A 24,032-nucleotide genomic window follows, 5' to 3' on the forward strand; every position below is an offset into this window, starting at 1 on the left:
AATAACTCGTCCATGAGAGTTCAGGCCGGCAACCAGCCGCGGTCTTCGCCGCTCCACCGCCACATCGTCGAGGGGCCGAGCGCGGGTCGGGGGTCGCGCAGCCAGACCGTCGTGTCGGGGGTCCACCCGGCGATGACGCTCGCCGGGGTGCCGTCAGCCGAGTGCAGGACGCCCTCTGCCGAGCCCAGGGTGCCGTCGGCCGAGTCCGCGGTGCCGTCGGCCGAGTCCGCGTCGACCGGGATCGCGGTACCGGAGGCGCGAAGCCATCCCCGCAGGGTCAGGTGCACTGCGTCGTACCGCTCGGCGATCGCGGCCCAGTCCGGCACGACCCAGGCGCCGTCGCGACCGGTCGCCCGGTACCAGTCGTGGCGACGGGTCGTGGCCGTGACGTCGATCGGTGCCGCACGGCAGAGCGCGGCCCAGTCCTCGGCGTCGTCGACCACCACGATGCGCGCTGATGGATCGACCGCAACGGGGGCGACCGCAGCGCGCTCCCACCCGGTGTGGTCCTCGACCGCCCACAACCCGAGTGGCCCGCGGCCGTCGCGTTCGGTGGTGGTGTCGAGGAGCCCGCCGGGAGGGGTCGTCCACCACGTCCCGCTGATCGGCGCGGTGACCGGGTCGCCCAGGCCGTGGGAGCGTTCGTCCAGCAGCTCGCGCCGCCACTCGGCGAGCACCGCTGCGGCACGGCGAACGGCGCCGCCGTACCCGGACGTGTCCGGGGTGACGGTCCACTGTCGCGGAGCCGGAGCCGGAGCCGCAGCCGGGGCCGTGGCGAACAGCGCCTGCACGCCTGGGGCAGCCGCCACCGCCGTGGCGATCCGCTCGTGCAGCGACCGCGGGACGACGGTCCCGAGCAGGACGTCCTCGGCGTCCGGCTCCTGCCACCACATCGCCGACTCCGCTACGCGACCGAGGGCCGCGAGCACCTGGTCGAGCGTGGCCGACGCGGGGTCGGCAGCGTCGAACAGGGCCTCGACGGCGGTGACCACGTCGTCGTCCGACGGAGCCGGACGCGGCTCGGACGCTCCGGGTCCGAACAGCGAGACGCCGTCACCGCGGTGGACGGAGGTCCAGTAGGACGCCCAGAAGAGCGTGTCGTCGTCCGGCTGGTCGCCGACGGTACCGAGCACGACCTCCCAGCAGAGGCGCCGCCCCCGCGGCCCGGCGAGCAGGTCCTCGACGATGGTCACCACGCCAGGCTAACGGGGGTGCGACCGTCGCCGATAACGACCGGTGCACACCCACGGACGGGTCTGCATCCCGCCCCACGGACGGCGGCGGGACGATCGAGAACCAGGACGGGCCATGATCGTCGTCACACGACTCAACGGCAGCGCATTCGCTGTCAACCCCGACCTCGTGGAGCGCATCCAGGAGACGCCGGACACGACGCTCATCATGGTCGACGGCGCCAAGTACATCGTGCGCGAGTCCATGGCCGACGTCATCGGCCTCGTCGCCGCCTACCGCGCGCGGATCGTCGGCATGGCCTACGGCACCGACACCGCGGTGGACGCGACCGGACCGCAGCCGGTCCTCGCGCCCGTCGCGCCGCTCGTCATCAACGGACGACGCGACGCCGTCCGGAGCCAGGACGGGGGGCGCTGACCGTGGACATCGCAACGATCGTCGGCATCCTGCTCGCCTTCGGCGCCCTGTTCGGGATGGCGCAGATGGAGCACGTCGAGATGGCGGGACTCTTCCTGCCCGCGCCGATGCTCCTCGTCTTCGTCGCCACCATCGGCTGCGGCGTCGCGAGCACCACCATGAAGGACGCCCTCGCCGCGTTCAAGACCGTCCCGAAGGCGTTCACCGGCAAGGTCACCCCACCGCAGACGGTCATCGACGACGTGGTCGGGTTGGCCGAGACGGCCCGCGCCAACGGCCTGCTCGCGCTCGAGCAGGAGGCCGACAAGCACGACGACCCGTTCATGAAGAAGGCCCTGCAGAACATCGCGGACGGCACCGACGGCGACGAGCTCCGGATCCTGCTCGAGGACGAGATCGAGTCGAACGCCGCACCGATGCGGAGCGCCAGTGCGTTCTTCATGGGCCTGGGCGGCTTCGCCCCGACCGTCGGCATCATCGGCACCGTGGTGTCCCTGACCCACGTGCTGGCGAACCTCGGCAAGCCCGACGAGCTCGGCCCGCTCATCGCGAGCGCGTTCGTCGCGACGCTCTGGGGCCTGCTCACCGCGAACTTCCTCTGGCTGCCCTTCGGCGGCAAGCTCCGGAAGCTCGCGCAGCTCGAGGCCGACCGGCAGACCCTGCTGATGGAGGGCCTGCTCGCCGTGCAGGCCGGCAGCCAACCCCGACTGCTCGGTGAGCGCCTCACCGCGATGGTCCCGCCCGCAGCGCGCGGTGCCGGCGGCAAGGACGGGAAGACCGCGAAGGCCACCGCCGACGACCAGCAGCTGGCGGCCTGACCGTGAGCGCGAACCCCCGCGGGCGCGGGCGCGGCCGGAAGAAGGGCGGCCACGACGAGGCCGAGCACCCGGACGAGCGCTGGATGGCGTCGTACATGGACATGATCACGGTGCTCATGTGCATGTTCCTCGTGCTCTTCGCCATGTCGTCGGTCGACCAGGAGAAGTACATCGCGCTGAAGAACTCGCTCGCGACGGGGTTCGGCGAGGTGAAGTCCGGCAAGGTCGACACCGCCTCGGGCACGATCGTGTCGAAGTCCCAGGTGACGAAGGACGGCAAGGGGTACGCGACGGACAAGTCCGACGCCGACCACTCGACCGCCGCGTCCGGCGCCGACGACACGAACGTCGACCCGGCGTCGACGGCGGTGCCGCCGGTCGCGTCGAAGGCCGACCTGGCGGCGGCCCAGCGGGAGCTCGACGACCTCAAGGCGATCGAGGCGGCCATCCAGGGCAACCTCGAGCAGGCGGGGGAGTCGTCGAAGGTGCAGTTCGCCGTCGACGACCGCGGCCTGACGGTCCGGCTCGTCGGGAGCGAGACCTACTTCGCGACGAACAGCGCCGACCTGTCCGACCAGGCCCGCCGCATCATGGACGCGATCGCGCCGGTCCTGAAGACCAGCGGACACGACGTCAGCGTCGAGGGCCACGCCGACCAGCGGAACTCGACCGCCCCGTACGCGACGAACTGGGAGCTCAGCGCCGCACGTGCGACCGGGGTGCTCCGCGACCTGGTCGAACGGGGCGGGATGCCGGCGGACCACGTGCAGAGCGTCGGCTTCGGGTCGAGCCGCCCGCTCGCGAAGGGCGCCAGCGACGCGGACAACACCCTCAACCGCCGGGTCGACATCGTCGTGCTGTCGAACCAGGACCAGGACGTCAGCGAGCTGATGCCCGCCCTCGCCACGGCGCAGGACGGAGCACGACAGGGGTAGACCCCGGCGGGCAGGGCCCGCACCACAGCGCGGAACGGACCGCAGGACGCGCGCCGACGAGCGGCCACGGATCGGCCCGACGCCGGGTCCGCCGCCGCCCCAGAACGGGGCACAGCGCTGACGCCTGCCCGTCGCCGGTCGACAGACGCACCCGTGACCGAGACCCTGCCCGCGCCCGAGGTGTACGACTTCGCGCGCCCGTCGACGCTCGCCCGCGAGCACGCACGGGTGCTCGAGCTCGCCTTCGAGACGTTCGCGCGGCAGTGGGGCACGCAGCTCACCGCGAAGGTGCGTGCCGTCAGCCAGGTGACCTGCGAGCAGGTCTCGATGACGACGTACGACGAGTACGCCGCGTCCCTGCCCGCCCTCACCGGCATGGTGCTGCTGCCGATCGCCGACACCGCGCCGAAGGGCGTGCTGCAGGTCCCGCTCGACGCGGCCCTGACGTGGGTGTCGCACGCCCTCGGCGCGTCGAAGCCGCTGCCGACACCGGAGCGCACCTTCACGCCGATCGAGCAGGCCCTGGTGCGGAAGATCGTCGAGGACGCCCTCGACGACCTCCGCTACTCGTTCGGCGGGCTCCTCGCGCACGAGGTCACCACCGGCGGCTTCCAGTTCAACAGCCAGTTCGCCCAGGCCGCGCAGAAGGGCGACCTGATGATCGTCGCCGCGTTCTCGATCCGGGTCGGCGACCGCGTCGCACCCGGCACGCTCGCCCTGCCGGCGGAGGCCGTGCTGCCGCAGCTCGGCGAGGACACCACGAGCGTCTCGGCCGCCGACGCCCGCGCCCTGCTCGACGCGCAGCTCGCGAACGTCCCGGTCGGCGTCAGCCTGCACTTCGCGCCCGCCGCCGTGCTGCCCACGCAGGTGCTCCGGCTGGCCGTCGGCGACGTCCTGCCGCTGCCGCACCCGCAGCACCGCCCCCTGACCATCGCGGTCGACGGCGAACCCGTCGGTACCGCCGCCGTCGGCGCCAACGGCTCGCGCCTGGCCGGCATCGTCGTCACCACCACCGATCCGGAGCAGCACGCATGAGCGCCACCACCACCCTCCACGCCACCGCGGCCGAGTCGCTCGCGGCGCAGCTCCCGACGGCGGCACCCCTGACCGCCGTGCCGCTGCCGGGAGGCGCGACCCCGGTCGTCCTCGAGGCCGCCGTCGACGGTGTGGTCGCGTCCTTCGTCGGCGGACTCTCCGCGGACCTCGCGCTGGTCCTCACCGACCTCGGCGCGGTCGTCGCCGCGGGCGGCGCCGACGCCGGCCTGGTCGACGTCACCGACGTGCTCCGCCCGTCGCTCGAGGCCGCTGCCTCCGTGCTCGGCGTCGGTGTGCTCGGGGACGCCCGTCGCGAGTCGGCGGCCTCGCTGTTCGCCGACCCGGAGACGGTCGTCTTCGAGCTCACCGCGGGCGGGGTCCCCGGCGGCTGGTTCGCGCTGCGCGTCCGTGAGAACGGCACGGTCTCGGCACCGCTCGCCGCCGGCGCCGTCCCCGCCGGGAACCTCGGTCGCATCAACAACGTCGAGATGACGCTGACCGTCGAGATCGGTCGGACCCGGATGTCGGTGCGCGACGTGCTCGGCATGGAACCCGGCGCCGTGGTCGAGCTCGACCGCAGCGCCGGTGCCCCCGCTGACGTGCTGCTCAACGGCCGGTTGATCGCCCACGGCGAGGTCGTCGTCGTCGACCAGGACTACGCCGTCCGCATCACCAGGATCCTCGACGTCGCCGAAGCGGTCTGATCCGTGGACACCCTCTGGATGGCGCTCCGGGTCGCCGTGTCGCTCGGCGTCGTGCTCGCGCTGATGTGGGTGCTGCACCGCCGTGCGACGAAGGGCGGTCTCGGAGCCGCGGTGAAGGCCCGGGGACGCCGGTCCGCCGCGGTCGAGGTCGTCGGTCGACAGGGCATCGGCGGCAAGGCGAGCGTCGTCGTCGTCGACGTCGAGGGGGAGCGTCTCGTGCTCGGCGTGTCCGAGCAGAGCGTCTCGCTGCTCCGGAGTGGTCCGACCCCCGCGCCGGAGCTCACCGTCGTCGCCGGGCCGGTCGCACTGCCGACCGCCCCGCGCGCCGTCGCGTCGGCACCCGAGCCCGCCGAGCCGACCTCCGCCGGGCCGACCACGGTGGCGGCCCCGTCCGCCGACGCGTTCCGTGCGGAACTCGAGCGACAGGACCACGCCGCCACGGGCCTCCCGGCCGACGCCGCGCCCGTGCTCCCGATGCGTCCCCGCGGTCCCGCGCGTCGTCCGGCCCGGACCGTCGTGCCGACCGCGCAGCAGCTCCAGGGCTCCGTGCTCTCCGCGGACACGTGGCGGCAGGCCGCCGCCGCGCTCCGAGGCCGGCGGGCCGGGTGACGGCCGCGCTCCGGACCGGCCGCACCGCCACCCTCGTCGTCCTGGGACTGGCGACGGTCGCCGGTCTCGTCCTCCTGACCACCACCGGCGCGCACGCCGTCGGCGTCACCGAGCCGACCGCGCCGGCGGCTCCGACGGCACCCGCGAGCGGTGACTTCAGCGTCAGCGTGAACGGGCCCGACGGTGCGCCGTCCTCGGCGATCGTCACGCTCCTCGGCATCACGCTGCTCAGCGTCGCGCCGGCCCTGCTGCTCATGATGACGTCGTTCACGAAGATCTTCGTGGTGCTCGCCATGACCCGGAACGCCCTCGGGCTGCAGGGGATCCCGCCGAACCAGGTCATCGCCGGGCTCGCGCTCTTCCTGTCCCTGTTCGTGATGGCCCCGGTGCTCGGGCACATCAACGACGACGCCCTGCAGCCCTACCTCGCCGGCCACATCGACTTCGCGAAGGCGGTCGAGGTGGGCACGAAGCCACTGCGGACGTTCATGCTGCACCAGACGCGCGAGGAGGACGTCGCGCTCATCACGCGCGCCGCCGGTCAGGCGAACCCGACGGACCTCGACGCCGTGCCCATGACGACCGTGATCCCGGCGTTCGTCATCTCGGAGCTGCGGAGCGCCTTCATCATCGGCTTCGTCATCTTCATCCCGTTCCTGGTCATCGACCTCGTCGTCTCCGCCGCGCTCATGTCGATGGGCATGATGATGCTGCCGCCGGTGATGATCTCGCTGCCCTTCAAGATCCTGCTGTTCGTCCTCGTCGACGGCTGGGGGCTCATCATCACGTCCCTCATCGAGAGCTACCAGGTGGTGCGCTGATGAACCAGCAGGCGGTCATCGACCTGACCCTCCAGGCACTCCTGGTGGCCGGCAAGCTCGCGGCCCCCGTGCTCGTGACCTCGCTCGTGGTCGGCTTCGCGATCTCGCTCTTCCAGTCGGTGACGCAGATCCAGGAGGTCACGCTCTCGTTCGTGCCGAAGGCGGTCGCCGTCGCGATCGCGCTCGTCGTCTGCGGCAACTGGATGATCGCCGAGATGGTCGCGTTCACCCACGTCGCGTTCGACATGATCCCGAAGCTCCTCGGGACGTAGCCGTGGACCTCGCCATCGACGCCGACCGGCTCGAAGCCACCATGCTCGCCGGGGTCCGGCTCGTCGCCTTCCTCGTGATCGCGCCGCCGTTCGCCTACAAGGCGTTCCCCGGCACGGTGAAGGTGATCCTCGGGCTCGGTCTGGCGATCGGTGTCGCACCGCGGGTCGGCCTCGGGTACACCGCGCTCGACACGGGTGGGTTCCTGCTCGCCCTGCTCACCCAGCTGGTCGTCGGGCTGGGCCTCGGCTTCCTCGTCTACCTCGTGTTCGCCGCGGTGCAGTCCGCCGGCGGGCTCATCGACCTGTTCGGCGGCTTCACCCTCGCCCAGGCGTACGACCCGCAGTCCCAGGTCAACGGCGCGCAGTTCACCCGGCTGTTCCAGATGGCGTCGCTCGCGCTGCTCTTCGCCAGCGGCGGGTACCAGCTCATCGTCGCGGGGCTCGTGCGGTCGTTCGACGCGGTGCCGCTCGTCACGGCCGACGGTTCGCCGGGCACCTTCGCCGTCGGCGGCTTCGCCTCGGTGCTCGTCGCGGCGGCCGGGCAGATGTTCCTCGCCGCACTGCAGATCGCGGGGCCGCTCGTCGTCGTCCTGTTCCTGGCCGACGTCGGCCTCGGGCTGCTCACGCGCGTCGCCCCGGCGCTCAACGCGTTCCAGATGGGCTTCCCGATCAAGATCGGGCTGACCGTCGTGTTCGCCGGTGCGCTCTTCATGGCGCTGCCGGCCGTCGTGTCGTCCCTGACCGGCGACGCCGTCGCCGCGATCACCGGGCGGGGGTGAGGCGACGTGTCCGACGGAGGGAGCGGCGAACGCTCCGAGAAGGCCACCCAGAAGCGGATGCAGGAGGTGCACCGCAAGGGGCAGCTCGGCCGCTCGCAGGACCTCGGCGCCTGGGTCGGCATCGCGACGGCCGCGCTGGTCATGCCCGCCGCGATCGGGAACGCCGCGGGTGCGGGGGAGCAGCAGCTCCACGCCGTGCAGCGCGTCATCGCGGACCCGACCGTCCCCGCGGTCCGGCAGGCACTGTCCGAGGCGCTCGGCTCCGTGGCCGGCACCGTCGGCCCGATGCTCGCCGTCGTCGCGGTCGCCGTCGCGGCGGTCTCCGTCGCGCAGGGCGGCGTGCACTTCCGGCGGATGGCCCCGCAGCCGGACCACTTCGACCCGGTCGCCGGGTTCAAGCGGGTCTTCGGCGTCCAGGCGCTCTGGAACGGCGTGAAGGCACTGCTGAAGACCGCCGTCGTCGGGCTCGTCCTGTGGTTCGCCGTGCAGTCGCTCGTCCCCGTCCTCATGACGAGCGGTTCGCTGCCGCTGTCGTCCGTGCTCGACGCGGCGGAGGAGGGCACCGGGACCCTGCTCCGTGCCGCCGTCGCCGCGGGTCTGGTGCTCGCCGCGGTCGACGTGCTCGTCGTCGTGCGCCGCAACCGCAAGCGCACGATGATGACCAAGCAGGAGGTCAAGGACGAGTCGAAGCGCACCGACGGCGACCCGCTCGTGAAGGGCCAGCGCCGGTCCCGACAGCTCGCGATGAGCCGGAACCGGATGATCGCCGCGGTCGGGGACGCCGACGTCGTCATGACCAACCCCACGCACTACGCGGTCGCGCTCCGCTACGAGCCCGGGAAGTCCGCACCCCGTGTCGTCGCGAAGGGTGCCGGGCCGGTCGCCGACGTCATCCGGTCGACCGCCGAGGAGTCGCGCGTGCCGATCGTCCGCGACGTCCCGCTCACCCGGGCGCTGCACGCGGCGTGCGAGCTCGGGCAGGAGGTCCCGGTCGACCTCTACACGCCGGTCGCCCGGGTGCTCTCGTTCGTCATGGCGCTCAAGGCCCGCGGCGCCGCCGCCGGGACGCACGCCGCGCCGACGCCGACCACGGCCGACGAGGTCGCGACCGTCCTCGACCCCACCACGCTCACCGGCGACGCCCGACCACGGCGCCTCCGCACTCGTCCGTCCACCACCGAAGGGGCACCCGCATGAACCGCAAGGACCTGCCCAAGCTCGCCGTCCCGGTCTTCATCGTCGGCATCGTCCTGCTGCTGATCCTGCCGGTGCCGTCGTTCCTGCTCGACGTGCTCATCATCCTGAACATCCTGCTGGCGCTGGTGATCCTGCTCACGACGCTGTTCGTGAAGAAGCCGCTCGACTTCTCGGTGTTCCCGTCGCTGCTCCTCGTCGCGACGCTGTTCCGCCTCGGCCTCAACGTCGCCTCGACGCGACTGGTGCTCGGCGAGGGCTTCGCGGGCGACGTCATCCAGGCCTTCGGGCACGTCGCGGTGTCCGGCTCGATCATCATCGGCGCCGTCGTCTTCCTCATCCTCGTCGTCATCCAGTTCGTCGTCGTGACGAAGGGTGCCGAGCGCGTCGCCGAGGTCGGCGCCCGCTTCACCCTCGACGCGATGCCCGGCAAGCAGATGGCGATCGACGCCGACCTGAACGCCGGACTCATCACCGATGCCGAGGCGAAGGAACGCCGTGCGGCGGTCTCCGCCGAGGCCGACTTCTACGGGGCGATGGACGGCGCGTCGAAGTTCGTCAAGGGCGACGCGATCGCCGGCATCCTGATCCTCGTCATCAACATGCTCGGTGGCGTCGCGATCGGCATGCTGCAGAACGGGCTCTCCGTCACCGACGCGCTGTCGAAGTACGGCATCCTGACCATCGGCGACGGCCTGGTCTCGCAGATCCCCGCACTGCTCATGGCCGTGTCGACCGGCATGATCGTGACCCGGTCGGGTGCGGAGACCGAGATCGGCGCGTCGGCGACGACGCAGCTGACGCAGTCGCGGAACGCGCTGGTGATCGCCGGGGTCGCTGCGATCGCGATGGGGTTCATCCCCGGCATGCCCATCGTGCCGTTCCTGCTCATCGGCGCCGGGCTGCTGTTCGCCGGCTGGCGGCTCTCGCGGCAGGCGGCGCAGCAGGCGGCAGCGGCCGAGCAGCAGCAGGCACTCGAGGCCGCGGCCCCCTCGGCGGACAGCCCCGAGGACCTGCTCGAGCAGATGCGTGTCCACGCCCTCGAGATCCTGCTCGCACCGGACCTGGTCGACATGGTGTCCGGGTCGTCCGACGACCTGCTCGGTCGCGTGCGCGCGCTCCGTCGGAAGATCGCCGTCGACATGGGCATCGTCGTGCCGCCCGTCCGCACCCGGGACAGCATCGAGCTGCCCCCGTCGACCTACGCGATCCGCATCGCCGGGGTCGAGGCCGGTCGCGGGACCGCCCCGTCCCGCAGCGTGCTCGCACTCGGCGACCAGCTCGACGGGCTCCCGGGCACCACGACGGTCGAGCCGGTGTTCGGTCTGGCCGGCAAGTGGGTCCCCGCCGAGCTCCGGCACGCGGCCGAGATGACCGGCGCGACCGTCATCGACCGGGTCTCCGTGCTCGTCACGCACCTGCAGGCCGTGATCGGCGACAACGCGGCCCGGCTGCTCACCCGCGAGGACGTCAAGGTGCTCACCGAGGGTGTCAAGCAGGTGAACCCCGCGGCGGTCGAGGAGCTCGTGCCCGGCATGCTGTCCCTGGCCGAGGTGCAGCGCGTGCTCCAGGGCCTGCTCGCCGAGCGCGTGCCGATAAACGACCTCGGCCGCATCTGCGAGGCGCTGACGCTCCGCGCGAAGGTGTCGACCGACCCCGAGGGCCTGGTCGAGGCCGCCCGCGCAGCCCTCGGCCCAGCCCTGCCCGCCCGCCACGCCGAGGCCGGCACGCTCCGCGTCATCATGATCGACCCGCTGCTCGAGCAGTCGATGCTCGAGGGGCTCCGCCCGTCCGAGCAGGGCACCCAGATCGTGCTCGACGCCCACCGCATCGAGCAGGTCCTCGGGTCCCTGCGCGACGCCGTGCGCAGCGTCGAGGAGCAGGGCCTGTCCGCCGTGCTCGTCTGCGCCCCGCAGCTCCGACCGGCCGTGCACCGCATGGTGTCCGCGCAGGCGAACGGCCTGCCCGTGCTGTCCTACCAGGAGGCCACCGCCGCGGGCTCCACCATCGAGACCGTGGGAGTGGTCCGTGCCGCCGACCCGATCGCTGCGTAGCGGCCCGACGCTCGAGGCGGTCCGCGACGCCCTCCGCACCGAGTTCGGTGCGGGAGCCCGGATCGTCTCGGCCGAACGCGTGTCCACGCCCGGCATCGGTGGGCTCTTCCGCCGCACCCACGTCGAGGCCGTCGTCGAGGTGCCGGACCCGCTCGACCCGCCGACCGCCCGGGTGGCGATCGCCGACGGCCCGGCCACCCGCATCGGGATCGCCGCGCTCCTCGCCGACGCCGAGGCTGCCGAGGCCCGCATCGCCGCAGGCGACGGCACCGCGTCGACACGGGCGGACGCGTTCGCCTCGGTGCTCGACGGCTTCGCGGCCGACGGGATCGCCGCGGCCGCCCCGCGTCCCGGCCGCCCCGGGACGGACGTGGGTCGGGTCGACCCGGCCGCGCCGCGCCTCCAGGACGGCCCGTCGCCGGCCGTGCCGGGCACGGACGAGGACCACGGTCGCCCGGGAGGCCCGCTGCCGGTCGCGGGACCGGCTCCCGTCGTCCCGCCGGTCACCGCGGTGTCCGCCCCGGCGTCCGTCGGTCCGGTGCTGCCGGTGCCGGCCGTGCGGTCGGCCGACGGCGACCTCGTGCTGCTCGTCGGACGTGCCACCGACGTCGATGCGGCGGCGGGCGTGTTCGCCGGACGGTACGCACTGCGCCCGACCGACGCGGCCGACCGTCGGGCGGGGATCCTCGCGCGCGCCGAGGGCGTGCGGAACGGCCACGCGCTGCTGGGCGTCTCCGCGTGGGACGACGCGGCGACGATCGAGGGACTCGCCGCCGACCAGGTGTGGGTCGTGGTCGACGTCGGTCGGAAGACCGAGGACGCCCGGGCCGTCGTGGCCGCGGTCGCCGGGCGGGTACCCGTCGCGGGTGTGGTGGCCATCGGTGCGGGGGAGACCGCCACGCCGGAGTCCGTCCACCAGCTGGGCCTGCCGGTGGTGTCGCTAGGCTGACGGGGTGCTGGTACTCACGCGGAAGGTCGGCGAGCGGATCCTCGTCGGTGACGACGTCGTCATCACGGTCCTCGACAGCCGCGGCGACGGCGTCCGGATCGGCATCGACGCACCGCGCGGGGTCAAGATCCAGCGCGAGGAGGTCGTGCGCGCCGTGATCGAGGCGAACGCGGAGGCGGCTGCGGCGGCCGCTGCGTCCGGTGCCGAGGGCGCCGACGACGCCGAGGCGCGACTGCGCGCTGCGCTCGGCGACCGGGGACGGGCGTCGGACCAGGGCTGAGTGCCGCGGTGGCGTCCGGGCGGGCGGTGTCCGCCGGCTCGTGCGCACGCTCGTGCGGCTCTGTGGCTGTGCGTCTGTGCGGCGGTGCGTCTGTGCGGCCGTGTGGCTGTGCGGTCAGCCCGGCAGGCCGATCGCGGTCCAGGCGGCGAGTCCGGCCCAGCACGTACTCGTGAGCGTCCCGACGATGAACCGCTCTCGCGCCTCGGCGGAGTCGAGCTCCGAGAAGCGACCGAGGCCCTTCACCGCGACGACCGCCGCGATGATCTCGAGCCGGCCCACCAGCACCGCGCCGATCACCGCGAACCGTTCGAGGAACCCGATCGCCGCCCCGCCCCGGAGCACCTCCGGGCGTCGACGCTCGACGGCGGGTTCGTCGGCGCGCGAGACCAGGATGCCGCCGTGCCGACCCCGCTCGACGCCGTCGCGCATGGCGAAGCCGAGCACGGTCCCCGTGACGGCACTCCCGGCGAGGACGCCGACGGCGACGACCGCGGTGGTGCCGAGCACGCGGAGCGCGGTCGTCGGTGCGGCGGGTGCCAGGTCGAGGAGCTCGGCGGCGAGGACGACCGCGACGACCACGACCGCCGGCACCGCGCGGGCGAGTGGCGGGACGCGGTGCACGGCGCTGAGCGCGGCCACCGCGAGCAGCACGACCGCACCGACCAGCCAGACCGTCATGCCGGGGTGTCCGCTTCGGTGAGGAGCCGCGCGAGTGCCGCGTGCACGGCGTCGTCGGAGCGCAGGTCGGCCGCCAGCCAGCGCTTCGCCACCGCCTGCGGGGTCACGCCGAGCACCTCGGCGGCCTCGGTGCGCGAGTGGCCGGCGCGGAGGAGGTCCGCGAGCTCCCAGCCCTCCCGCGACCGGCGGCGACGGGCCCGGACGGTCTGGGCGACGAGGGGCTCGACGTCCGCGGTACCGAGCCGGCGACCCGGGGCGACCTCGAGGGCGAGGTGCTCGGGGACGTCCTTCGCGCGGTCGACCGCGGCGCGTGCCTGCACGAAGGCGTCGCCGCGCGCGGCCCGGGTCGAGCTCGGCACCGGTTCCTCGACGTCACCGATGCCGATGCCGATGCTCCAGCCGTCCGTCCGGGCGAGGGCGAACACCACGTCGAGCAGGGTCTCCGCGTCGTCGAGCAGGAACTGGAACTCGTCGCCGGCGGTCCGCTCCGGCGGGAGCACCACGTGCCCCTCGGACGCGGTCCGGACGACGTCGATGGCCTGCTCGACCCGGTCGTCGTCCGAACGACTGCCCACCTGGTCCACCGTCACCGCGTACATCGCACCTCCGCCGTCAACCCTACAAGGTTGATTCTTCCGATATCAACCCTGCAGGGTTGATCACGGACGCGGCTTCTTCTCCTGCTCCGGCAGCCGTCCCGCAGCGGCCTCGGCGGCGAACCACGCTGCCGCCTCCTCCTGCCGCGCGCGCTCCTCGCCCAGGGCGATCGGCGCGCGGACGAGCTCGGGGTCGTAGCCGAACGACTCGACGAGCTGCGGCACGACCGGGCGGAGCCGGGCCACGAGCCGGTCGACGTACGCCGACACCGCCCGGGCACGCTGCGCCGACAGGCGTCCGTGCACCAGGTGCCAGTCGAGGTGCTGCTCGACGAGCCCGAGGGCGAAGAGGTCGCGGAGCCAGACGAGCACGCGGCGGGTGTCACCGGGCGCCACGGCCTCGATGGCATCGGTGAACGCATCCCACTGCATGAGCTCGGCGTGCGCCTTCGCGGCCTCGATGAGCTCGTGCTGCGAGCGGTTGAGGAGCTTCGCGGCCCGTGCCCGGTCCTTGCCGGCCGAGGCGAGGCGCACCCCGATCTCGGACACCATCGTGTCGACACGACCGGCCAGCAGCGCGCGCTGGGTGCGCGGGTCCTGCAGGTCCGTGACGCTCGCCGCGAGCGATCCCCGGTCGACGACCGTCTGCCCGAGTCGACGGATGCCGGACGCGTCGGCCAGCTTCGACGCTGCCTGCGCAGCGACGAACCGGGCGGTCGAGGCGGCGTCGCGCGGCGCCTTCGCGCGGAAGTCGGTGAGCAGGCGCTTGCCCACGAGCTGCAGCAGGATCGTGTTGTCACCCTCGAAGGTGACGTAGACGTCGAGGTCCGCGCGGAGGCTCGTCAGCCGGTTCTCGGCGAGGAACCCGGCGCCGCCGCAGGCCTCGCGGCACTCCTGCAGCGTGTCGAGCGCCGACCAGGTGGACATCGCCTTGAAGGCCGCCGCCTGCGTCTCGAGGTCCTCGCGGCGCTGCGGGGTGTCCTCGCGCCCGCTGAAGACGTCGTCGAAGGTCTGCAGCAGCTTCTCGTGTGCGAACGACTGGGCGAAGACGGTCGCGAGCCGGGGGATCAGTCGGCGCTGGTGACGGCCGTAGTCGAGCAGCACGCCCTCGTCGCCGCCGCCCGTCGGGAACTGCCGGCGTTCGGCGGCGTAGGTCAGCGCGATCTGCAGGCCGACCTTCTGCGCGACCACGGCGGCGCCGTCGAGCGAGACCCGACCCTGCACGAGGGTGCCGAGCATGGTGAAGAACCGTCGACCCGGCGACGCGATGGGGGAGGTGTACGTGCCGTCCTCGGCCACGTCGCCGTACCGGTTGAGCAGGTTCGTGCGGGGCACCCGGACGTGGTCGAACCAGAGCCGCCCGTTGTCGATGCCGTTCAGCCCGCCCTTGACGCCGTCGTCCTCGCCACCAACGCCGGGCAGGAACGCACCGTCGCCGTCGCGCAGCGGTACGTAGAACGCGTGCACACCGTGGTCGACGCCCTGCGTCACGAGCTTCGCGAACACGACGGCCGCCCGCCCGTGCAGCGCCGCGTTCCCGATGTAGTCCTTCCAGGCGCCCCGGAACGGCGTGTGCACGACGAACTCCTGCGTGTCCGGGTCGTAGGTCGCCGTCGTCGCGATGCTCTGCACGTCCGAGCCGTGCCCGGTCTCGGTCATCGCGAAGCAGCCGGGCACGTCGAAGCGGATGATCCCCGGCAGGAACTCGCGGTGGTTGCGCTCCGTGCCGAGGTGGTGCACCGCGGACCCGAACAGGCCCCACTGCACGCCGGCCTTGATCTGCAGGGACGGGTCCGCCGTCGTGAGCTCCTCGAACGCCGCGAGGTTCCCGCCGTGGTTCTCCTGGCCGCCGAACTCGGTCGGGTACGGACGCTGGATCGCACCGGCGTCGACGAGCACCCGGAGCTGCTCGAGGACGCGGGCCCGGTGCTCCGCGATCGGCTGCCCCTCGATCTTGTGCAGCCCGGGGTCGCGGGACAGGCGCCGTGAGATGCGCCGGTCCTCGGCCCAGCGGCCGAGCAGGAGCTCCCCGAGCAACGTGGTGTCGATGCGGACGTCGGTGTCCGTCCCGCCCGTCGGCGTGCCGGCCGCCGGGTCGCCCGTGGCGTCGGCGTTCGGGGCCTCGGTCGTCGAGGTGGGGCGTGCGGGGGCGGTGTCGACCATGGGGGAGCCTTCCTGAACTGCTCTGTCCGTGTTGCACTCCACACGTTAGGCACCTCGGCCGAGTGTTGCTCGAACGCCGTGCGGGCGCACAACGGCAGACCGCGGGGCCGGACACGGGTGGTGGGAATCCTCCAAGGCCCGCCCGCGGAAGTTTGTACGCGCCCCGCTCCGATTCGGACGAGCGGGGTGCCCGGGGGCACAGTGGACGGATGTCTCGCACCACCCCACCCAGCGCTCCGGCGCAGCAACGCACCTTCTTCGGGCAGCCCTTCGAGCTGTCCACGCCCTTCGCGGTGGAGCTCTGGGAGCGGTTCTCGTTCTACGGCATGCAGGGCATCGTCCTGATCTACATGTACTACACCGTCACGCGCGGCGGCCTCGGCATCGACGAGGGCATCGCCAACGGGATCATGGGCGCGTACGGCGGCGCCGTGTACCTGTTCACGATCATCGGCGCCTGGGTGGCGGACCGGCTCATCGGCGCCGACCGCACCCTCTTCACCAGCGCGGTCGTCGTCATGCTCGGCCACATCGGGCTCGCGCTGATCCCGGGGGTCGCGGGCGTCGGGGTCGGCCTCGTGCTCATCGCCCTCGGCTCCGGCGGGCTCAAGGCCACCGCCACGACGATCGTCGGCGGGCTGTACGGCCGCGACGACCCTCGTCGCGACGCCGGGTTCTCGCTCTACTACCTCGGGGTGAACCTCGGGGCGTTCTTCGGTCCGCTGTTGACCGGGCTGCTGCAGTCCTCGCTCGGGTTCCACTACGGCTTCGGGCTCGCCGCGGTCGGCATGGCGGCCGGGCTCGTGCAGTACGGCATCCGCCGTCGGAAGCTCCCCGACTCGGTCCGGCACGTCACCAACCCGGTCGAGCGTCGCCGCCTGCCGCTCGTCGCCGTGCTCGTCGTCGTCGCGCTCGCGGTCGTCGTGGTCTCGGTGCTCACCGGACTGCTCACGGTGACGAACCTGCCGACGGTCGTCGTCGTGATCGTCATCGTGGCCACCATCGCGTACTTCGTGGTGATCCTGACCAGCGGGATCACCGCCGAGGAGCGTTCCCGGGTGTTCGCCTTCATCCCGCTCTTCATCGCGAGCGCCGTCTTCTGGTCGCTCTACCAGCAGCAGTTCACGGTCGTGACCCAGTACTCGGACCAGCGCCTGGACCGATCGCTCGGCGACTGGGTGATGCCCGTGTCGTGGGTCCAGTCGATCAACCCCGTGTTCATCATCGTGCTGTCCGGTGTCGCCGCCGCGATCTGGACGAAGCTCGGTGACCGCCAGCCCTCCACCCCGACGAAGTTCGCGCTCGGCACCGGGATCATGGGCATCGCGTTCCTGCTCTTCCTGCCGTTCTCGGGCACGGGCGAGAACGGCACGCCCCTGATCGCGCTCGTGGGCATCCTGCTCGTCTTCACGATCGCCGAGCTCCTGCTCTCCCCGGTCGGGCAGTCCGTCGCGACGAAGCTCGCGCCGCCGAAGTTCCAGACCCAGATGGTCGCGCTCTTCTTCCTCTCGGTGTCCCTCGGCACGGCGGCCACCGGGGTGCTCTCGCAGTACTACTCGCCGACGAACGAGGTCCCGTACTTCACCGTCCTCGGCCTGGTCGCCGTGGCGGTCGGGGTCGTGCTGCTCGTCTGCGCGAAGCCCGTCCTGCGCCTCATGCGCGGCATCCGCTAGCCCCGAGCCGCATCCGGTAGCCTGGACACGGCCACGACGGCCACCGCCACACCGGCCCCGCAACCCAAGGAGTCACCAATGCTCGAACTCATCGCAGGCGTCATCATCGGCATCGGCGTGCTCGGTGGCGTGGGCATGTGCATGGCCGTCGCCGCCATGCTGAAGAGCGGCAACGAGGAGTACTAGACCCCGTCCGCGGTGTCCGGCGTGACCGGCACCAACTGACGACCCAGGACGGTCGCGCGCTCGAACGGGCCGCGGCCGTCCTTCGTGTACGCGGGCTCGTCGAACGCGATGGTCCAGGTGCGCTGCGTCCCACCGAGCTGCACCCCTCCCGGAGCGACGATCACCCCGATCGGCTCGCCCTCCCACTCCTCGCCCCCGCGCTCGAGGTCGATCACCTGCACGAGGGCTCCGATGCCCAGGCCGCCGGGGTCGCCCGGGCGCGCTCCGTCGTCGGGGCGGGGGCTGCGAGCGCGACGTCCGAACATCCGCCCACCGTACCGCGCCCCGCACGGCGATCGGCGGACGCCGGTCCCGCACTCCGCCCCCCCTGCCTTCTGCCCTCCGCCCTCCGCCCTCCGCCCTCCGCTCGAGCGGGCAGGACACGCCGCCCGCAGGCCGCCGAGCGGGCGGTACCTGTCGGCCGGCGGCCCAGACCGTGACAGATCTCGCCCGCTCGCGCCCGCTCGCACAGGCCGGCGGCGGGCCGGTGGCGGGCAGACGGCGGTGCGGCGGCGGTGCGGCGGGGTCGGCGCCGGCGGCGTCGGACGGGAGGCGCGTGGCGGCGCCGCGCCGCGCCTCCCGTCCGACGAGTGGGCAGGACACGCCGCGTGCAGGCCGCCGAGCGGGCTTGATCCGTCGTCCGCCGGATTCGACTGTGACAGATCTCGCCCGCTCGCGGATGGAGCCCTGGTCACCGCCCCGACCCGCACCCGTCGCCGGCGCCCACCGCGGTCGCACGACGTGCCGTCCGCTCCCGCTCCGGTGGCAGGACCTGCCGTCGCGTCGGGAGGTGAGCGGCAGGTCGTGCGACCAGGACCTGCCTCCGAGTACCCGCCTGCCGCGCCGGCCGACCGGCCGCCGACCGGCCGCAGCGCCGCAGCGCCGCAGCGCCGCGGCGCCTACGCCCGGGCGATCTCCGTGACGGACGAGTGGCCCGTGTCAGGGTGCTTCCGCATCGACAGCAGGCGCTCCATCGACGGCTCGAGTGCGGTGACCTTGTCGAGCGGAGCGCTCACCACGAGCTGGAACCCGAGCCGGAGCCACGCCGTCACGGCACGCCCGGCGAACTCCGAGTCCGCCTTGATGAACGCCTCGTCGAGGAACACCGGCGCGAACCGGGGCCGCGGCCGGGTCTCGTCGCCGAGCTGGTAGCGCAGCGCCGCACCGACGATGAACGCCACGAGCTCCTGCGTCTCGCCACCCGACTTGTCCCCGAGCGAGGAGTACACGCCGAGGTCGTTGCCCTCGGGGTCGTACCGCACGGCCGTGATCTCCATGTGACGGCGGACGTCGAGCACGGCGTCGCGCTGGGTCGTCCGTCCACGTGCTGCGGCCGGGTCGGGGCGGATGACCGCCATGAACCGACGCAGGCGTCGGAAGCGGGTCTCGAGCACGTCGTCGGTCAGCTCGGTGTCGACCGACGCCGACAGCGCGCGGAGCTCCCGTCGGAAGGCGGTGACGTCCTCGCGGGTGACCCGGCGGATCTGGATCTTCAGGCGGTCCCGGTTCGCACCGAACGGCAGCTCGCGCAGGATCTCGTTGACCGGTTCGAGCCGTTCCTCGATCTCGACGACCGCGCGGTCGAAGGCACCGGCGAGCGGGACGAGGTCCTCGCCGCTCCACTGCGACAGCCGCCGACGCCACTCGCTGCGGCGCGCGTGCAACCCGGTCGCGAGGATCTGGTCGAGGATCGCAAGGTAGTCCGGGTACGACGCGACACCGGTGCCGAGGTTCGGGTCGGGCCAGGCGTCCTGGTACCGCTGGAACGTCAGCGTGAGCGCGGTCGAGGCGGCGGCGGCGCCGTCGAGCGCCTGGGCGAGCCGTTCCTCGAGCCGGCGTCGCAGTCGGCGCGCGGCGTCGTCGAACCCGTCGATGCCGTCCGGGGCGCCGACCTCCTCGAACGTCTCGGCGAGCAGCCGGGACTGCTCGTCGTCCGGCAGCGACTCCGGGGTGTCCTCGAAGCGGGCGAGGATCTCGGCCGCGGCGTCCTGGCCGTCGACGAGCACCGCGTGGCGTTCCTCGAGCCGCGTGACGGAGAGCCGTGCACCGGCTCGACGGTCGGCGGCTTCGTCCAGGGCGCGACGGAGCCGGGCCACCGACTCGCGCAGGGTCCGGAGTCCGTCGTCGGCGGCGAGCAGCGCCTGCCGCTCGGCGTCGAGCCGCGCCAGGGACTCGTCGAGCCCGGCGACGTCGATGCCGTCCCAGGTGGTGTCGACGACCTGCTGGTGTGCGGCGCGCAGGGCGTCGAGGGTCGCGATGTCCTGCGCGACGTCGGTGCGTCGGGCCTCGAGCGTCGCGAGGTCCTGCGCGATCGCGGCGAGCTCCCGCTCGACGGAGGCCATCCGGGCCTCGTTCGTGAAGCCGATGACGTTCGACTGGCGTCGGTCGCCGTGCGCGCCGCGACGGCCGTCCCGGAGCTGACCGGACGGGGTCACGCGGCGGCCGCCACCACCGAGCTCGGCGGCGGAGTCGACGCACCGTGCGTCGATGCGGTCGGACTCGATGCGTTCGCGGACCCAGGTGCTGAACGGGGAGTCCTTGATGGTCAGCTTGCCGGAGACCATCGCCGGGTCGCCGTCGAGGTCGAGGTGCGGGCCGGTGGGCACGCCCTCGAACTGCACGCGGACCGGGAGCTGGAGCGCGTCGATCGCCTCGCTGAAGGACGACAGCTGGTCCTCGTCGACGAGCAGCGTGCGCGCGACGGGTGCCAGCACGGACTCGATGGCCGTCCGCCAGTGCTCCTCGGCCGGGAGCACGTCGAGCAGCTCGGCGACGAACGGCAGCGCGTCGGGGGAGATGCCGGCGGCCCGGGCCATCGCCAACCGCGCCTCGTGCATCGGCAGCGGCATCGCGCCCTGCCGGTGCTCGAGGGAGCGGCGCTCCTGGCGCAGGGTCCGCTCGCGGTCGAGGAGCGGGTACTCCTCGCGCGTCAGGGCGTCCCGACGGTCGTCGAGCTCGGCGCGTGCCGTCGCGTACGACCCGAGGAACGCGTGCGACGCCGCCTGCGCCTCGGTGAACGTGCGCTCGGAGGTGAGCGTCAGCCCGAGCGCGGTGGTGCGCTCGTCGAAGGTCGCGCGCGCCCGGGCGACCGCGTCGCGCTCCCGGGTCCGGCGGTCGATGCGGTCCTCGAGCTGCGCGAGGGCGTTGCCGCCCTGGTCACGGAGGCGTCCCTCCGCCTCGCGGAGCTCGACCTCGACGGCGGCGTGCCGGGCCTCGGTCGCAGCGACGTCGGCCCGGGCTGCGGTGCGCTCGCGTGCGTTGCGTTCGACCTCGGCGTCGAGCAGGGCACGCTTCCGCGATGCCGTCCAGTGCGCGAACGGCGAGACCTCGGCGCCGGTGGCGATGCCGTCCAGGGCGTCCGCCGCGGCTCTCGACCGGGCGATCTCGTCGTGCAGCTCGACGATGGGGGAGAGGATGCGGACCTTGCGCTCCTCGGTGTCCATCGCCTCGTACGCCTCGTCGAGCGCGGAGAAGTGCGCGAGGGCGCGGTCGGCCGCCTCGTACGTCCCCGGGGTCTCGAGCACGAGCGACTTGTAGAGCGCGTCGACCGTGGGCAGGTGCTGCCCGGCCTGGATCCGCGCGAGCAGGCGCATGGCCCGGTTGCCACCACCGGAGTCGCCGATCCCGAGCCGGGTCTGGAGCGTGTACGCGAGCTCCTGGTAGGTGTCCCGCACGACGAGCCCCGGCACACGTCCGGTCAGCTCGAGGTGGTGGAAGCGCGACGGCACGAAGTCCTCGAGCCGGCGGAGGTCGAACGTGTCGTCGACCGTCGCCATGGTCATCTGGATGTCGCCGACGCCCCGCGCCCGCTTCGGCACGAGGTACGCCCGCAGCACCGTGAAGCGCCGCTCGTCGTCGTTCCGGAAGGTCACGGCGACGGCGCCCCAGGTGGTCTGGTCGTCGCCGCGCAGGTTCACGTCGCGCAGGGCGCCCGTCTCCGGGTCGCGGCGGGTGTCCACCTTGCCGCGCAGGTACGTGAGCAGGTTCCGCTGGTCGGCGCTCCGCGCACGCCCGGTGGTCGCGTCGTTCGAGGCGCCGTTGAACGGCACGTCGGACGGCATCATGACGGCCAGGTAGGCGTCCATCAGGGTCGACTTGCCGGTGCCGGAGGCGCCCGAGATCAGCGTCGCGGTCCCGGACAGCTCGACCTGACGGTGGCCGTGGAAGCCGCCCCAGTTGACGACCTGCATCGACTCCGCCCGCCACTGCGCGACGGTGTCGAAGAGCGCCGGCAGGGCGCCGGTGTCGATCGCGGTGTCGGTCATGCGTCCGTCTCGCCTTCGTCGTCGGGGTCGGTCGGCTCGGCCGGGAGGCCCGTCACGGCTCCGTCCGTCGGCGCACCGCCGTCGGTGGTCGCGTCGCGGAGCCACCGGTCCAGTTCGCGGAGCTGCTCCAGGGGGAGCAGGACCTCGACGACACTGGCCACGCGGAAGCGGTCGGGGTCGGTCGTGCGGATGAGGATGCGTGCGGTCACGAGTCGCTCGACGGCCTTCGCGACGCGGGACTCGTCGCGGGTGCGGTCGGTGGTCGCCGGCAGGAAGCCGGACACGTGCCCGATGATCTCGGACCGGTCGACCACGACCTGGTCGAGGCCCGGCCGGGCGTCCGCGCGGAGGCGCATGCGCAGGTAGACGAGGACGATCGTCTCCTCACGCGTCCACGGCACGTCACGCAGCAGCGTCGGGAAGGCCCGGCGCTGGCTCTCGGACCGTGCCTGGCGCTTCCAGGCGACCTCGCGGTCGCGGTCGACGTGCAGTTCGAGGAAGAGGTCGTTCAGCCGCGACCGGAGCTGGTGCTCACCGTCGGTGATCGCGCGCCACTCGTCGGCGTGCGTCCGCGCGCTCACGTAGGTGTGGCGGAGCAGCGCGACCAGGGCGCGGCGCTGCGGCTCGTCGAGCCGGCCCTCGTCGCCCTCGAAGAGGGCGAAGCTCGACTCGTCGCGTTCCTCGTCCTCGTCGTGACGCTCGTCGAGGACGAGGTCGGAGCCCTCGGGGTCCGTCTCGTCGACGGGAGCCGTCGTGGTGTCGCTCACCGTGCCTCCAGGCCGTTGTCGTCGTCGTGCTGGTCGTCCGCCCCTGCGCCGGTCAGGGACGCCGAGGGCATGCGGAAGGTGACCGTCTCGCCGTCCGGTCGCACCGTGCGGTGCGGGACCAGGTGGGTGGCGGTCTCGAAGTCGTCGTTGCCGGTGAGCAGGTGCGCGAGGCCGAAGAGCTCGACCGGACGGCGCTGCTCGGGCGGCAGCGCGTGGAAGGCCGAGACGCTGTCCGGGGCGCTGCGGAGCGCGGCGCGGAGCTCGGCGAGCAGCGGTCCGCCGTGGCGGCGCAGCGACTCCACGTCGAGCTCCTCGAAGACGTCGTCGTCGGGCTCCTCGATGGGCGGTGGCACCGCCTCGTTGTCGGGGTCGTAGAAGCGCTCGCGCAGGGTGCCGACCTCGGCGGTCGCGGGGAGCAGTCCGAGCGGGACGCGGTCGCGGGCGGACCCCGAGTCGATCCACGCGGCGAGCCCGCGGTTCACCGAGCGGAGCACCGCGTCGAGCTCACGGTCGCGGACGACGTCGTGGGCGACGATCTGGTCGCGGAGCGTCGCGGTGAGCTGGCGTCGCTGGGCGAGCACGTCCTCGATGCCCTGGCGCAGGATGCTCACCGTGTTGCGGAACGCCCGGCGCTCGCCCGCCCCGAGGGACTCGGCGAAGGGGTGCGCGAGGATCGTCGCGATGTCGTCCCGGAGCCGCAGCAGCAGGGCGTCGTCGCGCAGCAGCTCGAACGCGCCCTCGAACGCCCGACCCTCGGGAGTCGCCTGCATGAGGTCGTCCGTCCGGGCCAGGTAGTCGTCGAGGATCTCGCCGATCGGACGGACCTCCTGCCGGAAGTCCTCGACGATCGAGCGGTGCATCGTCGCGACCGCCTCCTCGACGCGCTTGAAGTCGCTGGGCAGCTGCCGGATGAGGTCGGCCACGTTCGTGTAGCCGTCGTGCATCCGGGCGTCGTCGACCTCGGTGACCTCGCCGCGGGCGATCCGCTCGCGTTCGGCCTGCAGCTCCGCGATCTGGGCGTCGATGCGACGGACCTGCACGTCCGGGTCCGGCTCCGCGCTGGCCGCCCAGCGGTGCACGGCCTCGACGATCATCGCCAGGCGGCTCTCGCTGATGAGCGCCCGGTCGGCGCTCAGGGCGTCGACGAGGTTCAGTGCCTCGAGGGCGTGGCTCGTCAGCGAGTACTGCTCGTCGCCGTCGGGGGAGTTCGAGCGGACCAGCCACTGCGCCGCCACCCAGTCGCGACAGAGCGCGCGGCCGTTCGGGCGGGCGTCGTTGTCAGTCTCCCCGTGTTCGCTCGCGGGGACGCGGGCACCGGTGGACTGCAGACGGGCGACGTGCTCCTCGACCTGCAGGTGCATGCGGTCGGCCGGGACGTACTGGACGTCGCGGTCGAACACCGTGCGGAACACCGCGATGACGGCGGCGCTCGTCGGGCGGGACATCAGCCGGAGGGTCGGGCGGTCGAGCACCGCGCGCACGCGGGAGAACTCGAGGTCGACGTCGGTCATGGGTCCTTGCTCGCTGGTGTGTCGTGACGGTCCGGGCCGAGGAACGAGAAGAGCCCGACGCGTGTGCGCCGGGCTCTGCTCGGGTGTTCTTCA

Annotated in this window: 22 protein-coding genes; 14 read left to right on the forward strand and 8 right to left on the reverse strand. The window is 72.9% G+C overall.

Annotation, left to right across the window (positions count from 1 at the left end; translation table 11 throughout):
• Window positions 1-20: 20 nt before the first annotated feature.
• On the reverse strand, window positions 21-1,193 hold the full coding sequence (locus M3666_RS13090; protein WP_251155451.1) for a hypothetical protein: 1,173 nt from the start codon (window positions 1,191-1,193) through the stop codon (window positions 21-23).
• A gap of 115 nt (window positions 1,194-1,308) precedes the next feature.
• Between M3666_RS13090 and M3666_RS13095 the strand changes: the two genes are divergently transcribed.
• The 13 genes from M3666_RS13095 to csrA all read left to right on the forward strand — a co-directional run bounded on the left by M3666_RS13095 (window position 1,309) and on the right by csrA (window position 12,061).
• Window positions 1,309-1,611: a flagellar FlbD family protein gene (locus M3666_RS13095; protein ID WP_251155452.1), complete on the forward strand. Its 303-nt coding sequence runs from the start codon at window positions 1,309-1,311 to the stop codon at window positions 1,609-1,611.
• Window positions 1,612-1,613: 2 nt separating this feature from the next.
• Window positions 1,614-2,429, forward strand: a complete 816-nt coding sequence (locus tag M3666_RS13100) for a motility protein A (RefSeq protein WP_066654185.1) — start codon at window positions 1,614-1,616, stop codon at window positions 2,427-2,429.
• Window positions 2,430-2,431: 2 nt separating this feature from the next.
• A complete protein-coding gene (locus tag M3666_RS13105; protein ID WP_066654186.1) occupies window positions 2,432-3,364 on the forward strand; it encodes a flagellar motor protein MotB in 933 nt (310 codons plus the stop codon).
• A 153-nt stretch (window positions 3,365-3,517) separates the two neighbouring features.
• A complete protein-coding gene (locus M3666_RS13110) occupies window positions 3,518-4,399 on the forward strand; it encodes a flagellar motor switch protein FliM (RefSeq protein ID WP_251155453.1) in 882 nt (293 codons plus the stop codon).
• Window positions 4,396-5,103: a flagellar motor switch protein FliN gene (fliN, locus tag M3666_RS13115; protein WP_066654190.1), complete on the forward strand. Its 708-nt coding sequence runs from the start codon at window positions 4,396-4,398 to the stop codon at window positions 5,101-5,103. The genes M3666_RS13110 and fliN overlap by 4 nt, the downstream gene beginning before the upstream one ends.
• A 3-nt stretch (window positions 5,104-5,106) precedes the next feature.
• Window positions 5,107-5,712, forward strand: a complete 606-nt coding sequence (locus tag M3666_RS13120) for a FliO/MopB family protein (RefSeq protein ID WP_209682710.1) — start codon at window positions 5,107-5,109, stop codon at window positions 5,710-5,712.
• Window positions 5,709-6,533, forward strand: a complete 825-nt coding sequence (fliP, locus tag M3666_RS13125; RefSeq protein ID WP_066658197.1) for a flagellar type III secretion system pore protein FliP — start codon at window positions 5,709-5,711, stop codon at window positions 6,531-6,533. The genes M3666_RS13120 and fliP overlap by 4 nt, the downstream gene beginning before the upstream one ends.
• Window positions 6,533-6,805, forward strand: coding sequence for a flagellar biosynthetic protein FliQ (locus M3666_RS13130; protein WP_066654192.1), 273 nt, complete (start codon window positions 6,533-6,535; stop codon window positions 6,803-6,805). Before fliP ends, M3666_RS13130 begins: the two co-directional genes overlap by 1 nt.
• Before the next feature lie 2 nt (window positions 6,806-6,807).
• Window positions 6,808-7,584, forward strand: a complete 777-nt coding sequence (locus M3666_RS13135) for a flagellar biosynthetic protein FliR (RefSeq protein ID WP_251155454.1) — start codon at window positions 6,808-6,810, stop codon at window positions 7,582-7,584.
• 6 nt (window positions 7,585-7,590) lie between these two features.
• Window positions 7,591-8,781, forward strand: coding sequence for a flagellar biosynthesis protein FlhB (locus tag M3666_RS13140; RefSeq protein ID WP_066654196.1), 1,191 nt, complete (start codon window positions 7,591-7,593; stop codon window positions 8,779-8,781).
• Window positions 8,778-10,832, forward strand: a complete 2,055-nt coding sequence (locus M3666_RS13145) for a flagellar biosynthesis protein FlhA (protein WP_066654198.1) — start codon at window positions 8,778-8,780, stop codon at window positions 10,830-10,832. The genes M3666_RS13140 and M3666_RS13145 overlap by 4 nt, the downstream gene beginning before the upstream one ends.
• A complete protein-coding gene (locus tag M3666_RS13150) occupies window positions 10,807-11,781 on the forward strand; it encodes a hypothetical protein (protein ID WP_066654200.1) in 975 nt (324 codons plus the stop codon). The genes M3666_RS13145 and M3666_RS13150 overlap by 26 nt, the downstream gene beginning before the upstream one ends.
• A 4-nt stretch (window positions 11,782-11,785) precedes the next feature.
• Window positions 11,786-12,061, forward strand: a complete 276-nt coding sequence (gene csrA, locus M3666_RS13155) for a carbon storage regulator CsrA (protein ID WP_066654202.1) — start codon at window positions 11,786-11,788, stop codon at window positions 12,059-12,061.
• A 114-nt stretch (window positions 12,062-12,175) separates the two neighbouring features.
• Here csrA and M3666_RS13160 read toward each other — a convergent pair whose 3' ends face one another.
• The 3 genes from M3666_RS13160 to M3666_RS13170 all read right to left on the reverse strand — a co-directional run bounded on the left by M3666_RS13160 (window position 12,176) and on the right by M3666_RS13170 (window position 15,498).
• Window positions 12,176-12,739: a hypothetical protein gene (locus M3666_RS13160; protein ID WP_251155455.1), complete on the reverse strand. Its 564-nt coding sequence runs from the start codon at window positions 12,737-12,739 to the stop codon at window positions 12,176-12,178.
• Window positions 12,736-13,314 carry a DNA-binding protein gene (locus M3666_RS13165; protein ID WP_144411299.1) on the reverse strand — a complete coding sequence of 193 codons (579 nt, stop codon included), beginning with the start codon at window positions 13,312-13,314 and terminating at the stop codon, window positions 12,736-12,738. Before M3666_RS13165 ends, M3666_RS13160 begins: the two co-directional genes overlap by 4 nt.
• A gap of 84 nt (window positions 13,315-13,398) precedes the next feature.
• Window positions 13,399-15,498: an acyl-CoA dehydrogenase gene (locus M3666_RS13170; protein WP_209682695.1), complete on the reverse strand. Its 2,100-nt coding sequence runs from the start codon at window positions 15,496-15,498 to the stop codon at window positions 13,399-13,401.
• 209 nt (window positions 15,499-15,707) lie between these two features.
• Here M3666_RS13170 and M3666_RS13175 point away from each other — a divergent pair, with 209 nt between their 5' ends.
• On the forward strand, window positions 15,708-17,171 hold the full coding sequence (locus tag M3666_RS13175; protein WP_251155456.1) for a peptide MFS transporter: 1,464 nt from the start codon (window positions 15,708-15,710) through the stop codon (window positions 17,169-17,171).
• A 182-nt stretch (window positions 17,172-17,353) separates the two neighbouring features.
• Here the strand turns inward: M3666_RS13175 and M3666_RS13180 are convergent, their stop codons facing one another.
• The 4 genes from M3666_RS13180 to M3666_RS13195 form a co-directional block, all read right to left on the reverse strand.
• Window positions 17,354-17,662 (reverse strand): hypothetical protein, encoded by a 309-nt coding sequence (locus M3666_RS13180; protein WP_251155457.1) that lies wholly within the window; start codon window positions 17,660-17,662, stop codon window positions 17,354-17,356.
• Window positions 17,663-18,295: 633 nt separating this feature from the next.
• Window positions 18,296-21,661, reverse strand: a complete 3,366-nt coding sequence (locus M3666_RS13185; protein WP_251155458.1) for an ATP-binding protein — start codon at window positions 21,659-21,661, stop codon at window positions 18,296-18,298.
• Complete coding sequence (locus M3666_RS13190) at window positions 21,658-22,428, reverse strand: DUF4194 domain-containing protein (protein ID WP_251155459.1); 771 nt, start codon at window positions 22,426-22,428, stop codon at window positions 21,658-21,660. The genes M3666_RS13185 and M3666_RS13190 overlap by 4 nt, the downstream gene beginning before the upstream one ends.
• Window positions 22,425-23,939, reverse strand: coding sequence for a DUF3375 family protein (locus tag M3666_RS13195; RefSeq protein WP_251155460.1), 1,515 nt, complete (start codon window positions 23,937-23,939; stop codon window positions 22,425-22,427). The genes M3666_RS13190 and M3666_RS13195 overlap by 4 nt, the downstream gene beginning before the upstream one ends.
• Window positions 23,940-24,032: the final 93 nt, after the last annotated feature.

It is taken from the genome of Curtobacterium sp. ODYSSEY 48 V2, from assembly GCF_023712625.1.
In the GTDB taxonomy this organism is placed as follows: domain Bacteria; phylum Actinomycetota; class Actinomycetes; order Actinomycetales; family Microbacteriaceae; genus Curtobacterium.

Coding starts and splice junctions, on each gene's coding strand:
- M3666_RS13095 (WP_251155452.1), top strand. CDS start 1,309: ATGATCGTCGTCACACGACTCAACGGCAGCGCATTCGCTGTCAACCCC.
- fliN (WP_066654190.1), top strand. CDS start 4,396: ATGAGCGCCACCACCACCCTCCACGCCACCGCGGCCGAGTCGCTCGCG.
- M3666_RS13130 (WP_066654192.1), top strand. CDS start 6,533: ATGAACCAGCAGGCGGTCATCGACCTGACCCTCCAGGCACTCCTGGTG.
- M3666_RS13145 (WP_066654198.1), top strand. CDS start 8,778: ATGAACCGCAAGGACCTGCCCAAGCTCGCCGTCCCGGTCTTCATCGTC.
- M3666_RS13160 (WP_251155455.1), bottom strand. CDS start 12,739: ATGACGGTCTGGCTGGTCGGTGCGGTCGTGCTGCTCGCGGTGGCCGCG.
- M3666_RS13170 (WP_209682695.1), bottom strand. CDS start 15,498: ATGGTCGACACCGCCCCCGCACGCCCCACCTCGACGACCGAGGCCCCG.
- M3666_RS13175 (WP_251155456.1), top strand. CDS start 15,708: ATGTCTCGCACCACCCCACCCAGCGCTCCGGCGCAGCAACGCACCTTC.
- M3666_RS13180 (WP_251155457.1), bottom strand. CDS start 17,662: ATGTTCGGACGTCGCGCTCGCAGCCCCCGCCCCGACGACGGAGCGCGC.
- M3666_RS13185 (WP_251155458.1), bottom strand. CDS start 21,661: ATGACCGACACCGCGATCGACACCGGCGCCCTGCCGGCGCTCTTCGAC.
- M3666_RS13195 (WP_251155460.1), bottom strand. CDS start 23,939: ATGACCGACGTCGACCTCGAGTTCTCCCGCGTGCGCGCGGTGCTCGAC.